At 56.9% G+C, this 12,480-nt stretch carries 16 protein-coding genes and 1 tRNA gene; 6 read left to right on the forward strand and 11 right to left on the reverse strand.

Annotation, left to right across the window (positions count from 1 at the left end):
- Positions 1–28: 28 nt before the first annotated feature.
- The 3 genes from M0G74_RS17785 (at position 29) to M0G74_RS17795 (ending at position 1,594) form a co-directional block, all read left to right on the forward strand.
- On the forward strand, positions 29–832 hold the full coding sequence (locus M0G74_RS17785) for a helix-turn-helix transcriptional regulator (protein WP_248220092.1): 804 nt from the start codon (positions 29–31) through the stop codon (positions 830–832).
- A 47-nt stretch (positions 833–879) separates the two neighbouring features.
- Positions 880–1,332: a carboxymuconolactone decarboxylase family protein gene (locus M0G74_RS17790; protein WP_248220094.1), complete on the forward strand. Its 453-nt coding sequence runs from the start codon at positions 880–882 to the stop codon at positions 1,330–1,332.
- A gap of 70 nt (positions 1,333–1,402) precedes the next feature.
- Positions 1,403–1,594, forward strand: a complete 192-nt coding sequence (locus M0G74_RS17795) for a YrhK family protein (protein ID WP_248220096.1) — start codon at positions 1,403–1,405, stop codon at positions 1,592–1,594.
- A gap of 52 nt (positions 1,595–1,646) precedes the next feature.
- Here the strand turns inward: M0G74_RS17795 and M0G74_RS17800 are convergent, their stop codons facing one another.
- The 7 genes from M0G74_RS17800 to M0G74_RS17830 form a co-directional block, all read right to left on the reverse strand.
- Positions 1,647–2,189: a GNAT family N-acetyltransferase gene (locus M0G74_RS17800; protein ID WP_248220098.1), complete on the reverse strand. Its 543-nt coding sequence runs from the start codon at positions 2,187–2,189 to the stop codon at positions 1,647–1,649.
- A gap of 3 nt (positions 2,190–2,192) precedes the next feature.
- Positions 2,193–2,996, reverse strand: coding sequence for a subclass B3 metallo-beta-lactamase (gene bla / locus M0G74_RS17805; RefSeq protein ID WP_248220100.1), 804 nt, complete (start codon positions 2,994–2,996; stop codon positions 2,193–2,195).
- 73 nt (positions 2,997–3,069) lie between these two features.
- Positions 3,070–3,573, reverse strand: coding sequence for a GNAT family N-acetyltransferase (locus M0G74_RS17810; protein ID WP_248220102.1), 504 nt, complete (start codon positions 3,571–3,573; stop codon positions 3,070–3,072).
- A gap of 19 nt (positions 3,574–3,592) precedes the next feature.
- A complete protein-coding gene (locus M0G74_RS17815) occupies positions 3,593–4,054 on the reverse strand; it encodes a YaiI/YqxD family protein (protein ID WP_248220103.1) in 462 nt (153 codons plus the stop codon).
- On the reverse strand, positions 4,054–4,287 hold the full coding sequence (locus tag M0G74_RS17820) for a DUF3565 domain-containing protein (RefSeq protein ID WP_248220105.1): 234 nt from the start codon (positions 4,285–4,287) through the stop codon (positions 4,054–4,056). The genes M0G74_RS17815 and M0G74_RS17820 overlap by 1 nt, the downstream gene beginning before the upstream one ends.
- Positions 4,288–4,362: 75 nt before the next feature.
- Positions 4,363–5,808: a hypothetical protein gene (locus M0G74_RS17825; protein WP_248220107.1), complete on the reverse strand. Its 1,446-nt coding sequence runs from the start codon at positions 5,806–5,808 to the stop codon at positions 4,363–4,365.
- A gap of 122 nt (positions 5,809–5,930) precedes the next feature.
- A complete protein-coding gene (locus M0G74_RS17830; protein ID WP_248220108.1) occupies positions 5,931–6,797 on the reverse strand; it encodes a helix-turn-helix transcriptional regulator in 867 nt (288 codons plus the stop codon).
- Between the two features lie 180 nt (positions 6,798–6,977).
- Between M0G74_RS17830 and rep the strand changes: the two genes are divergently transcribed.
- Positions 6,978–9,011: a DNA helicase Rep gene (rep, locus tag M0G74_RS17835; RefSeq protein WP_248220109.1), complete on the forward strand. Its 2,034-nt coding sequence runs from the start codon at positions 6,978–6,980 to the stop codon at positions 9,009–9,011.
- Between the two features lie 78 nt (positions 9,012–9,089).
- Here rep and M0G74_RS17840 read toward each other — a convergent pair whose 3' ends face one another.
- On the reverse strand, positions 9,090–9,509 hold the full coding sequence (locus M0G74_RS17840; RefSeq protein ID WP_160151758.1) for a cytochrome c5 family protein: 420 nt from the start codon (positions 9,507–9,509) through the stop codon (positions 9,090–9,092).
- 251 nt (positions 9,510–9,760) lie between these two features.
- Between M0G74_RS17840 and M0G74_RS17845 the strand changes: the two genes are divergently transcribed.
- Both M0G74_RS17845 and M0G74_RS17850 read left to right on the forward strand, forming a co-directional pair.
- Positions 9,761–10,741, forward strand: coding sequence for a transporter (locus tag M0G74_RS17845; RefSeq protein WP_248220111.1), 981 nt, complete (start codon positions 9,761–9,763; stop codon positions 10,739–10,741).
- A 115-nt stretch (positions 10,742–10,856) separates the two neighbouring features.
- Positions 10,857–10,933, forward strand: a tRNA-Arg gene (locus tag M0G74_RS17850).
- Positions 10,934–11,278: 345 nt separating this feature from the next.
- Here the strand turns inward: M0G74_RS17850 and M0G74_RS17855 are convergent.
- The 3 genes from M0G74_RS17855 to M0G74_RS18415 form a co-directional block, all read right to left on the reverse strand.
- Entirely contained in the window at positions 11,279–11,812 is a 534-nt protein-coding gene (locus M0G74_RS17855) for a DinB family protein (RefSeq protein ID WP_248220113.1), read from the reverse strand.
- 184 nt (positions 11,813–11,996) lie between these two features.
- The gene (locus M0G74_RS17860) at positions 11,997–12,344 is read right to left on the reverse strand and encodes a hypothetical protein (protein WP_248220115.1); all 348 of its coding nucleotides are present in this window, start codon (positions 12,342–12,344) and stop codon (positions 11,997–11,999) included.
- Positions 12,345–12,392: 48 nt separating this feature from the next.
- Positions 12,393–12,480: IS3 family transposase (locus M0G74_RS18415; RefSeq protein ID WP_348983721.1), on the reverse strand; the 88-nt coding region annotated here is incomplete at its 5' end.

A 12,480-nucleotide genomic window follows, 5' to 3' on the forward strand; every position in this document is an offset into this window, starting at 1 on the left:
GAACAGCGAACGATATGTGGAGGACACCTTGCTAGAACAGTCGGACATCAGAGAATTCTGTCATCTGGGGTTCCGCCGTTTTCTCCCGGATCCGGCGCTCGCCCACCGCGTGGAGTGTTACTGGTCTACGGGGACACTCCTGGTGCCTTCGCTGGAGTCCCCGGAAACCCTTTATCCAGATGGCGGCACCAGTCTTCTGATTGACCTCGACTGCCCGGTACAGAGCGCAAGATTCGTGTTCAATACCCAGCGCAGCCGTTGGACCTTCGCATCCACCACGGCCACGGTCAGCGTACGTTTCCTGCCTGGTGCACTCTATCGGCTTTTTGGTTTCTCACCGCATGAATGGGACGACCAGGCCATCTCCGCCATCGACCTGCTTTCAACAACGGACTATGCGCTGTTGTTGCCGATACTCGTAAAAATGCATCCGGAAAATGTCGTCGATTCGCTTGAGCTTCTTGAACAGTTTCTACTGACACAGGAAAGAGCCGTCGCGAGCGGCACGGATCGGGTCCGCACCGTGCTTGCAACCTTTTCAGTCACATCCAACGTAGAACAAATGGCGGAAGCCGCCAGTACCAGCGCGCGAACACTAGAACGGCAATTTCGCAAGGAAGTTGGGATGCGGCCATCGGAGTTACTCGGCTACCGAAGAATCAAACAAGCACGCGCCCAGCTCTCTCAAACCAGGCAGTCCGTTACTGAGGTCGCACTGAGTTGTGGCTTTTACGATCAGGCGCACTTCAGCAAGTCGTTTGCCCGGTTTGTGGGAGAAACGCCCAGCCGCTATCGACAGCGAAAGCTGTCGGATATTTACAAGCCCAAATGAAGCCCATTCAACATACTTCGGCGTACAACAACTGAGGAGTACGCCAGATGACCAACCGACTATCCGCTTCCGAGCTCTATCGCCTTTGCCCGCAAATTCCGGAAGCCCTGTCACTTTTGGCTAGCAACGACCGTCCGAGCGAACACATCGAGCGCTCACTCGGTCACCTGGTCAGGTTGCGAATCTCACAGATAAATCACTGTTGCTATTGTCAGCGAATGCACGCCGAAGAAGCGCGCGAGGATGGAGAGCGACAGGCTCGCCTGGACGTGTTGCCCGCGTGGCGAGAAGCAGCCTGCTTTAGCGACAGGGAGCGCACCGCATTGCTGTGGGCAGAAGCCCTGACTCATGCCGCCAAGGGCAGTGTAGCTGACGATCTCTATAGCGCAGTGATAGCCGAGTTTGAGGCAGCCGGCCTGCTGGAACTCACGGCCATCATCCTTGAAATCAACAGCTGGAATCGGGTGTCTTTGAGCCTGGGTTTTCAACCGGACTTTTAACCCTTTTAATCGGGCAGCCCAACTGTTTGCGAGCCCGGGTTAAATTACATTTATTGAAAGGAGGTCTGAAATGATCAAGCGCAGAATCAACATGTCGCTGATGATTGTGGCAAGCCTATTTTTCCTTATTGGCAGCATCCTGTTCCTGCCGCAATTTGCCAACTATTCCACCGTCGGTGTCTGGTGTTTTGCGACCGGCTCTTTCACCATGTTGGCGATCTCTATCGCCGACCTGGTTGAAGACCTGATTGCCGGTAATTAAATAACCATGCGGTCGACCTTGCTTCACCAGTAAGCATTTAAAATGCTATTTTTTACATTCTGCGCTGTATACGATAGAGCACATGTTCCTGCATCGGATGCCCCTGCGGCAGCCCCGGGCGTGAAAAGTTATCGCACTGTTGCAGTCCCAATTTTTCCATCACCGCGCGCGAACGAAAATTTCCCGGCACGGTGAAGGAAACAATTGCATCCAGTCCGAGCTGTTCAAACCCAACCCTCAATGCGGCATTTGCCGCTTCGGTCGCGTAACCTTTTCCCCAATACGGCGCAGCAAGGCGCCAGCCTATTTCCACCGCCGGCGCGAATGGCATATCGTCGGTCACATGTTTAATACCGACAAATCCCATAAACTGCTGATCTTCCAATCGCTCCAACGCCCAGAATCCCCAACCGTATTTTTCGATATGCGCGATCTGGCGATCGATACCCGCATCGCTTTCCGCACGACTCAACAAGGCCGGGAAAAATTCCATTACCCGCGGATCTGAATTCATTGCAGAAAACGGCTCGCGATCCGAATCCCGCCACTGACGCAGTAGCAGCCGTTCGGTTTTCGGCTGAATCGGGGTGACCATTGCTCAGTGCTTCCGTTGTTTTTCCAGCTGCTTTTCCAGCGCGATCTCTGCCTGTACCGCGTAGTCGGCACAGTCCATTCGCTTCTCCTGCTTCGCCACTTCCCCGTACTGCCAGCCGCTGGCTCCCGGGTGCGGTGTCAGCAGCAGGTCACAGGGCAGATCGCGCACCTTGGCAAAAGTCTGATGGAAGTCGTGCAGCAGTTTCGGGTAGCGCGGATTGTCCTGAAGTTGATAGCCGGGTGCGGTCAGACTGTCGACATAGGCCACATCAACCTGTTTGCCATTGCGGCGGTCTTGCCAGGTCCAGGCCATACTGCCGGGTGTGTGACCGGGAATAAAATGCACCCGAAATTCCATCTCTCCCAGCACCAGGCTTTCGCCATCCATCAGGTAGCGATCGACAGCGACCGGGGGGAATAGCAGCGCATCGCCAAAGTGGATATCCCCGGCACCCCCATTGGCCAGCAGATGCGCGGACTCAGCATTGCTCGCGAGCTTGGCGCCGGTTACCCGCTTGATCTCGGCCAGCGGCCCGGCGTGATCCGCGTGACCGTGGCTGTGCAGAATCCACTTGAGGTCTTGCGGGTTTACGCCCAGCTTTTGCATGTTCGCCAGCAGTTGCTCTGCCGCTTGCGGCATGCCGCCATCAATCAGCAGGGCACCCGCGTTTGTCTTGACCAACAGCGCGGTCAGTTCCTCAGTGCCTATTTGCCAGGTGTGATCCGAAATCTGCAGGGGCGTGACCGGGGTGCGCCAGGCTTGCGGCACCTCGTAGGCTTTCAATTGCGGCAGCGGCTCCGCTGCCATTGAAGGTATCATGCTGCTTACTAACAGCGCAGGAAGTAAAAACAGCCTGCGCAAGCGGGAGTTCATTCCCATATCAGATTTCCATTTCCAGTAGGTGCTGCGCCGGCGCAATCATATAGTGACACTCTTGCAGGCCTTCAAACGGTTCCGGGTAATCGCTCTGTTGAAAGCCGATTTTTTCATACAGCGCCTGTGCCGGCCGATTGTTTTTCAATACAAACAGGGAGCATTGGTCTGTCGCCAGCGCATTGCACCCCCGCTTTGCCAGAAGCCGAATCAGGGATTTACCGATTCCGCAGCCGCGCGCCTCCGGTGCCACAATTAATCGCCCCAGATGGCAGCGATCCAGGCGACGGTAGAACTGGCCGAATGCCAAGAGCTTTCCAGTCACATCCTGCAATACAAAACTCGGCAGCTTCTGCCAACTGCAGTCTTCAGCGAAGCTCTGGGTATCAAAGGGGTAGCGAAAGAATGGTCCGCCCCACTCTCGGCACTGGGTTTCGGATTGAATCCACTTCATCAATACCGGGATGTGCTCCTGCGTACAGGCCGCCAGCTGCAATCGATGAGTTTCCATTAATCTGCCCGGTTTTCTCTCAGGTTTTGTTGCGTCTTGCCTGCATCAGCCAGCGATCCAGTTGATCGGCAAAGGCCTTGCGCTCCTGCTGCCCCAACGGCGGCGGCCCACCGGTATGTACCCCGCTGGAGCGCAGGGTTTCCATAAAGTCGCGCATGTTCAGGCGCGCGCGAATATTGGCCTTGGAATATTTTTCGCCACGGGGGTTGAGGGCGGTGGCACCCTTGTCGATCACTTCCGATGCCAGGGGAATGTCCGCGGTAATAATCAGGTCGCCCTCACTACAGCGCTGCACGATTTCGTTGTCGGCGACATCGAAGCCGGAGGTGACCTGGACTGCGCGGATAAATTTTGACGGCGGCACCCGCACGTACTGGTTAGCGACCAGGGTCATTTCCGTTTCGGTGCGCTCGGCGGCGCGACACAGGATTTCCTTGATGACCGTGGGGCAGGCGTCGGCGTCGACCCAGATTTTTGGCATTAGTCGGTTTCTCGCAATTGTTCATCGGGTCGATTGTCAAACGGGGCACCCTGATCGCATTTTTTGCACTCGAGCTTCAGCCCCAGCTTCGCTGCGCGCCCCTCGGGCGTGGTGACCCAGAGCCGGTTCTGCCACGGCGGGTCGTGACGCACGTGCTGGTTGTGGCCGCAGGCGAGCTGGGCCACCCAGTGGTTTTCCTCGTCGCGGTGGTAGCCAATGATGGGTTGGAGCATAGGATCGTCAATAAAAAAGGCACCTCACAGAGGTGCCTTTATAGACAAATAATCGCGGAAGGTAAAAGCTCGCCATCAATCTCCCGCGGCGGCCACCTGTGAGGGTTGTTCTTGACGATGCTCTGACGAGTGCTCCGCTGAATCGGCTGTTTTCCGCCGACTCGGCAGATTGCCGTTAATGAAAATCAGCAGGAATACCGCAGCCGCCAGTGCCGTCCACACATCAAACATTGCCAGCATGTAGCCAATCACCAAGGCGCAAACCATTTCCAGCGGCTTCTTCACCAGCGGCGCGGCCACCATGATGCAGGCAAACGCGGTGAGCGCGAGGGTCAGCATCAGGGCAATGGCCATGATGGGTTTGATCAGGCTGATCCAGGGCCAGCACAGGTAGATCAGCGGCAAACCGAAGCCGTAATAGGAACCGATGCCACTGTGCAGGTCGACCATTTTCTGGCGGCCGCCACGCCAGGTCTGGATGATCACCGCGTGCACCCCGGTCCACAGAATGCCCTGATAGGGAAACAGCGGCGCGATCACGGCAGAGACCGCATTGCGCAGGGCCACGGCGATCTGGCTGCGTTCAAAATTGGTATCTATCGGGTCATCCTGCCGCGCCGGTTGCGCGCTGCGAATCATTTCCGAGCCGGTCACAAAGTCCCCGAACAGAATCACATAGGCCACAAACGCCAGCGGCAACACCTCCAGATACATCGACAGCGGCGGCCAGCCAATGCTGAGCGGCGATACCTTGGCCAGGGTCTCAGCCACCGGCGGTAGGAACAGGCCCCAGCGCATCTCGAACTGGATCTCCCCCACCAGTGCGCCCACCACCGCCGCGGCCACAAAGCCCGGCAGCAGGCCGAGACTGGACAGGCTGTCGAGCCATTTGTGCTTCGCCCGCAGGGCCTGCATGGGGGCGGAAAAGGTGAACAGCAATGCCACCAGCAACGCGGTCGTGGCGCTGATCGGGTGGTTCTGGAAGAGGCTGATGTCTTTCACAAACACCCGATCCAGCGCGGAGATTGCCGCACCGAAAATGATCCCCGCCTTCAGCGCCACCGGTAGCGCGCTCATCAACCGCCGCGACAGCCCGGAGAGGCTGAATAGCAGTGCGATCGCCGCCAGGCTGAGGGAGAGCGCGGTCATCACCTGAAAGCGCACCGCCCCCTCGGGGTAGCCGCTGACAATGAACGTCAGCACCAGCGGAAAAGCCGGGGTCAGCATCCCCGGGGCGAAGGGCTCGCCAAACAGCAGAAAGGACGCGCAGAGTACCGTGTTGACCAGCAGCAATAGCGCCAGGGATTCTTCAAACGACAGGCCGAAGTAGCCAATCATCACTGGCGCCATGATCAGGCTGGTGCCGCTGGCCACCACCACGCCTTGAATAAACTGGGAGGGCACGAACTTCAGGTGCAGAAAGGGGACACGGAGGGTAAAGGGGCCCCAGCGCCAGCCACTGGCGGGCGCCGCGTTTGCACCGCCCGCAGGGGCGGCGTCTTGCGGTTTGGTCTGATCCATCGCTTTGCTCTCATTATATTTATGTCGATATGAGCAGCCGCTGTGGGCAGTCATCGCGAATTTTGAGCTTAGGCGGGGGCAGACCGGGCAACCATTATTTGGGAGGTAATCCCGAGGCCACCTTATCCGGCGACCAGCGGACGGTAGAGCAACGGATGCGTATCGGGCACGGCGGCGATTTCCTCATCCGTTACCACCCGCTGCGCGTCGTCCCGATAAATGCGACCGATCAACAGCCGCGGCTGCACCAGCTGCGAGGTGGAAGACAGGGTGTCGTTGTAGACCGTGAGATTGACGATACCGCCGTCGGTATTGAGTGCCAGCGGGTAATCGCTGGTGTGGATCAGGCGGCGCCCCAGTTGCTGCCAGTTCTCCGGCAGGGCACCGGCCTGCTCCAGCCGCTCCAGCATGGCCCAGCCCCTGGGTTCATTGCTCTGCAGTGTCTCCATGGTCAGGTACAGCGCCAGGCCACAGGACAGCGCGGTGCCATTGTGCAGCCGGGGCCGCAGGCCGTTGGGGTTCATCACCAGTTCGTACATATTGGGATCTTCCAGCAGCGCCGGATCCACCCGCGGCAGGAAAAACGCCAGCCAAGCGCGATTGACCGAAATCACCCGCCCGAAGTTGTCCAGCGCAAAGGCCGGCTCCGGTTCGGCGCGACGCATGGCGTTCTGCATCGACTTGTTCATCCACACCGCCAGTTCCGGGGAATCGAATACCGACTGGTCGGCGGAGAATCCGGCGGCTGTCAGCAGATAGGCACGGTCGCGGCCGCTCAGGCCAAAACAATCCGCCAGCGCTGCGGCCACCAGCCGCGAGGGCTGGGAGCGCCCGGTTTCCAGAAAGCTGATATGTCGGGTAGACACCCCCAGCCGCTCCGACAATTCCTCCTGAGACATCCCCAGGGTTTTACGCCAGAAGTGCATCAGGCGCCCGAAAGCGCTCTCCCCCCGGGATTGCTCCACCAGCGTCAGCGGTGTGGTCTTCATATGGGTTGATCCTTGTAATTCTTATCTTCTCTTTGATCTGACTCTCATCGACTTGCTGTTCAATATAAATCCAAGTGGAAGCCACCGCCAGACGCAGCCAAGCACTCCCGGCGCTGGTAGAATCGCCCGCAGTTCCGATCCAGATTGATTCAGATAGCAGTACCCCGAGTTCGTTTCCCTATGACCAAGCTCAATCCCCGCCAGGCAGAAGCCGTCAAATACATCGACGGCCCCTGCCTGGTTCTGGCCGGCGCCGGTTCCGGCAAGACCAGTGTAATTACGCGAAAAATCGCCTATCTGATCGAACAATGCGGCTATCAGGCGCGAAATATCGCCGCCCTGACCTTTACCAACAAGGCCGCACGGGAGATGAAGGAGCGGGTCGGCAAGCTGATCACCGGCCCCGATGGCAAAAAATCCAAGGCCTCCCACGGCCTCACCGTGTCCACCTTCCACAACCTGGGCCTGAATATCCTGCGCAAGGAGTACCGCGCCGCCGGCTTCAAGCCCGGCTTCTCGATTTTTGACTCGGAAGACGCCCGCAGCCTGATCAAGGAACTGATGCTGCGCGACGGCGACCTGGATACCGACCTGCTGGACCGGGTGCAAAACCAGATTTCCAACTGGAAGAACGACATGCTGCCCCCGCGCAAGGCGCTGGAAACCGCCCAGAGCCCGGGGGAACAGGCCATGGCGGTGGCTTACGGGCGCTATTGCGACGCCCTCAAGGCCTACAACTCGGTGGATTTTGACGACCTGATCATGATCCCGGTGCAGCTGTTCGATTCCGATCCCGAGCTGCTGCAGCGCTGGCGTAAAAAGATCCGCTACCTGCTGGTGGACGAGTACCAGGACACCAACAGCTCCCAGTATCTGCTGGTGAAAATGCTGGTGGGCAGCGGCGGCGGCCTCACCGTGGTGGGCGATGACGACCAGTCGATCTACGCCTGGCGCGGCGCGCGCCCGGAAAACATGAGCCAGCTGAAGCAGGACTACCCCAGCCTGCGCCTGATCAAGCTGGAGCAGAACTACCGCTCCACCAGCCGCATCCTCAAGGTGGCCAACCACCTGATCGCCCACAACCCGCACGAGTTCGACAAGGCGCTGTGGTCCGACAAAGGCCTCGGCGACGAAATCCGCGTGCTCAAGGTGGCCAATGAGAATGAGGAAGCCGAGCGCGTCGCCAACGAAATCTTCCTGCAGAAGGCTCGTCGCGGCTGCAAATTCATGGACTTTGCGGTGCTCTACCGGGGCAACCACCAAGCGCGTCTGATCGAGATGAAGCTGCAGGAAAACCAGATTCCCTACCAGATGTCCGGCGGCACCAGCTTCTTCGCGCGCGCCGAGATCAAGGACGTAATGGCCTACCTGCGCCTGCTGGTGAACCCGGACGACGACAACGCCTTCCTGCGCATCATCAACACCCCGCGCCGCCAGATCGGCACCAGCAGCCTCGAGGCCCTGGGCAACTATGCCAAAGGCCGCGAGATTTCGATGCTGCGCGCCTGTTCCGAAATCGGCTTCAAGGAACACATCACCGAGGCGGGCTACGAGCGCCTCGACCGCTTCTCCCAATGGCTGGAAGGGGTCGCGCGCAACTGCCGCGACAACAACCCGGAAACCGCCCTGCGCGAAATGCTCGACGACATCGACTACGCCGGCTGGCTGTCACAGAACGCGAGCAGCGAGAAGGTCGCCGAAAAGCGCATGGAGAACGTCTACTGGCTGCTGGACAGCCTGATGAAAACCATGGAAGGCACCGACGACGAGCTGGAACAGGACGTGCGCCTGGAGCAGGCCATCTCCAAACTGATCCTGCGGGACATGCTCGACCGCCAGGAGGAAGAGGAAGCCACCGACAAGGTCAGCCTGATGACCCTGCACGCGTCCAAGGGTCTCGAGTACCCCCACGTGTTCATGATCGGCATGGAAGAAAACCTGCTGCCCCACCGCAATAGCATCGAAGACGACAATATCCAGGAAGAACGGCGACTGACCTACGTGGGCATTACCCGCGCCCAGCGCACCCTGACCATGACCCTGGCCGGCAAGCGCAAGATGTTCGGCGAGAACCAGGACACCACCCCGAGCCGCTTCCTCGACGAACTGCCCCAGGAAGACTGCGTGTTCGAGGGCTTCGGCAAGGCGACGCCGGAACAGAACCAGGCCAAGGGCGCGGAGACGCTGGGCTCACTGTTGAGTATGTTTGACTGACATCCACCAAACCCCAATCGCCAGACACAAAAAAGCCGCTCATTGAGCGGCTTTTTCGATGCATCAGTAAGCTCTCACTTACTTGCTGTTTTCCACCATATGGTCAACAGCGGCCTTCACCTCATCGTCTGAACAGGTCATACACAGACCTTTCGCCGGCATGGCGTTGAAGCCATTCAGTGCGTGGGTGTAGAGCGTGTCCATACCCTTGGCAACGCGAGGACCCCAGGCACCGGCATCGCCGAACTTGGGCGCGCCAGCCGCGCCGGTACCGTGACAGGCCGCGCAATGCGCGCCGTACACATCGCTACCACTGCGGGCACCGCCGGAGGAAGCTGCTGCCGCAGGCGCCGCTGCCGCACACTCATCCCCTTTCATACAGGTTTTGCCGGCCGGGGCCAGACGCTCAGCGATCTGCTCATCCACAGACTGAGCCACGGCTACCGCTGCGCCAGCCACTACGGCCAGCGCCGCTACAAAATTCAATACAACTTTCATCCATTCCCCCTAAAGGCCTTGTCTGATGGCCTGTAGTATTCCGGCGGAGATGCCACATACTTCTACCAGCCGCGCATTATAAGCATAGCGCCGCCCCCTGCGAAGGCCCCCGAGGCCCATTGCTGTCGACACCTAGTGACCAATTTCCCGATTCGCCGATGAATTTGGGGATATTGAACCTGCTATCTGCGGGAACGCTAGACTGTTTCGTACCAATGGACAAACTTGCCAGCGACCGCAGAGGTACCCCCATGATCGAAAGGATTCACGATCAAAGCGCGCGCCAGTTGATCACTCTCACCCTGTATTTTTCCATGGCACTGCTGCTGTTGCCCTCGCGTGCCGACGCCACAGAGGGTGGTATCGGCTATTACGTCCCGGGCACCATGGCCACCCTGATCGACCGCGCGCCGGTGCAGACCGGTTGGGTAGTTAAGCCCCAGTACATGCACTACAGCGGAGACTTCAGTGCCTCCGCGGATACGCCACTCGCCGGGCTGGTGGTCGCCGGTGTCGATGTGGAAATTGATGCCTTCGCCCCGGGCTTGCTTTACACCTTTGAGGAAGATGTCCTCGGCGCCAAATATACCGTCGGCGCCTTTCCCTCCTGGGTGGATGTGACCGTCACCGGTACCATCGAAAGCGATTTAGGTAATTTCAGCCGGCGCGACTCGGTCTCGGGCCTGGGCGATACCACCCTGATCCCGGCGCTGATGGCCTGGCAGGAGGGCTGCTGGCAATACAACTTCATGTTTGCGGTTCATGCACCCACCGGCGACTACGAGGTTGGCCGATTGGCCAACGAGGGGCTCAATTACTGGGCAGTGGATCCCGTAGTTGGCATTGCGTATAGCAACCTAGAGGCCGGGTTCAACGCCTCGGTGTTTAGCGGTGTGATGTTCAATGCCGAAAACTCGGACACCGATTACCGCAGCGGCCGCACCTTCCATCTGGACGCCAGCGTGCAACAGATGATCAAGGCCGGATCCGGGTTCGTCACCCTGGGGCTCAACGGCTTCTGGGGCCAGCAATTCAGCCCGGACCGCAACCCCGGTCGCTTCGTGGATGAGTTCAAAATGCGCTCTTCCGGCATCGGCCCGGTGGTCGGCTATATGCTCCCCATGGGCAAAGACAACATCCTGGTGGAGCTCAGCTGGCTACCGCAGACAGACACCCGGAACACCACCGAAGGCGACTATGTGTGGCTCAAGTTTGTCTACCAGTGGCAATGACCCATACAAAACCCCAATCCGTGCTTTGCCCGGTCCGGGTGCTTCTGTATAATCCGCGTCCGCGCCGGGGTTCGGTAACCCATTGATTTGGCGCGAATTTGACCAACAGTGTCAACCGCCCGTAGCTCAGCTGGATAGAGCGTTGCCCTCCGGAGGCAAAGGTCAGAGGTTCGAATCCTCTCGGGCGGGCCATATAAAAGAAAAGGCCACCCAACGGGTGGCCTTTTCTTTTATACCGTCCCAAGCCCTAGGGTTTCGACCAATTCCCAGGTTCGAGCCGGAGGCGCAAAGCGCCGGAGACCAGCGAGCCCAAAGGGCGAAGCTAATCCTCTCGGGCGACTTTACTCTTAATACCTCTCAAGCCCTAGGGTGTCGACCAACTCCCAGGTTCGAGCCGGAGGCGCAAAGCGCCGGAGACCAGCGAGCCCAAAGGGCGAAGCTAATCCTCTCGGCTGTCTTTACTCGTATATCGTCCCAAGCCCCAGAGCTTTGCCCAACTCCCAGATTCGACTCGCAGACCAAAGCGCCGGGCGTTTGTTAAAACCGGGAATCACTCGGGATGCACATTAGCAGGTCGGTAGCCCCTATATCATGCCCAAGTTGGCTAAAGAGAGTGCTAACCTGCCCCCGGTGATGTGTTTGGTGATTAAAAATATGCTGAACAAGGTGACCAAAATTTTTACTAAACACATCACCTTGCGTATTACGATAGATTAATGAGGAGTCAGCATCTGATTGCGTTATCTCTTTTGAAAAATTGACGATCATTTCATCGATAATCTTTCTTTCACTACGCAGAGCAGATAAATCACAATGACGCACTTCTGCGAGAGATTCAGGCTGACTTATTTCTCTCACATGGACCAGCGATGAAAAATTACTAGGATGCTCTGAAAAGCGCGTTAACCAAATAATGTCGCCGACGAGAATATGGTTAAGCGTGCCCAGAATCGACCCAAAAAACGCACCTCTATCTTCAGCTAATTCAAACGTACTGAGACTTTCAGCAGAAGTATAAATCCTCTCATTCATCCATTGATTGTATTGTGCCAGTAACTCAAAGGCTTTCATTCTTGGATCTGCCTCTATTGGTTATAACTTCCATATAAATAGCGAGCAATTTTTTGCGCGTTGAACGCGGTGCGAAGCGGCGCCATTTAGCACTTCAAAGTCAATTAGATAGAGGTGTGCCTAAAAGCGGCGTAGGTTCCAAGTAAATTATCCGGCTTTGTTATACTTTTTGAATTCCTTAACCTCAGACTTGCAACATCTTAGTAATTCTTGGAGGAGGATCATACGAAAATTCAAACGTGTATTTTCCATTCCTTAATATTTTCAAATCAGCTATTGCCCATGAAAATTTTTCATTTGGTTTTTTTGACATTTTTTCGCTTAGTTTTCTCAAACAAAAATTCAAATCTGTAGAGTTAGTAACTTGAACCCTTTTCTTTATAAAGAAATTACAGAAAAAATTAATGCTGGTAATAGTATCCCCATGAAAATCAAAGACTTCACAATTTATATCTATTGATCTCCAACCAGGAACTGCAACTAGCATAGCCTCTCGAACAATTTCTTCTTGAATTTCAATTAGATTATCCATTGAACTCTCTCCGAAACTGGTCTTACCCACAAAAAGTAGACACTATAACTATGTGATTTTGCGCTCGTACTCCGCTGGACTTTTGTAACCCAGTGTAGAGTGCCTACGTACTCTGTTGTAGAAAATCTCGATGTAT

Source organism: Microbulbifer sp. CAU 1566, assembly GCF_023156515.1.
Classification (GTDB): domain Bacteria; phylum Pseudomonadota; class Gammaproteobacteria; order Pseudomonadales; family Cellvibrionaceae; genus Microbulbifer.

Coding starts and splice junctions, on each gene's coding strand:
- M0G74_RS17820 (WP_248220105.1), bottom strand. CDS start 4,287: ATGCTCCAACCCATCATTGGCTACCACCGCGACGAGGAAAACCACTGG.
- M0G74_RS17855 (WP_248220113.1), bottom strand. CDS start 11,812: ATGAAAGCCTTTGAGTTACTGGCACAATACAATCAATGGATGAATGAG.
- M0G74_RS17815 (WP_248220103.1), bottom strand. CDS start 4,054: ATGCCAAAAATCTGGGTCGACGCCGACGCCTGCCCCACGGTCATCAAG.
- M0G74_RS17860 (WP_248220115.1), bottom strand. CDS start 12,344: ATGGATAATCTAATTGAAATTCAAGAAGAAATTGTTCGAGAGGCTATG.
- M0G74_RS17845 (WP_248220111.1), top strand. CDS start 9,761: ATGATCGAAAGGATTCACGATCAAAGCGCGCGCCAGTTGATCACTCTC.
- M0G74_RS17810 (WP_248220102.1), bottom strand. CDS start 3,573: ATGGAAACTCATCGATTGCAGCTGGCGGCCTGTACGCAGGAGCACATC.
- M0G74_RS17800 (WP_248220098.1), bottom strand. CDS start 2,189: ATGGTCACCCCGATTCAGCCGAAAACCGAACGGCTGCTACTGCGTCAG.
- M0G74_RS17840 (WP_160151758.1), bottom strand. CDS start 9,509: ATGAAAGTTGTATTGAATTTTGTAGCGGCGCTGGCCGTAGTGGCTGGC.
- M0G74_RS17795 (WP_248220096.1), top strand. CDS start 1,403: ATGATCAAGCGCAGAATCAACATGTCGCTGATGATTGTGGCAAGCCTA.
- bla (WP_248220100.1), bottom strand. CDS start 2,996: ATGGCAGCGGAGCCGCTGCCGCAATTGAAAGCCTACGAGGTGCCGCAA.
- rep (WP_248220109.1), top strand. CDS start 6,978: ATGACCAAGCTCAATCCCCGCCAGGCAGAAGCCGTCAAATACATCGAC.
- M0G74_RS17830 (WP_248220108.1), bottom strand. CDS start 6,797: ATGAAGACCACACCGCTGACGCTGGTGGAGCAATCCCGGGGGGAGAGC.
- M0G74_RS17790 (WP_248220094.1), top strand. CDS start 880: ATGACCAACCGACTATCCGCTTCCGAGCTCTATCGCCTTTGCCCGCAA.
- M0G74_RS17825 (WP_248220107.1), bottom strand. CDS start 5,808: ATGGATCAGACCAAACCGCAAGACGCCGCCCCTGCGGGCGGTGCAAAC.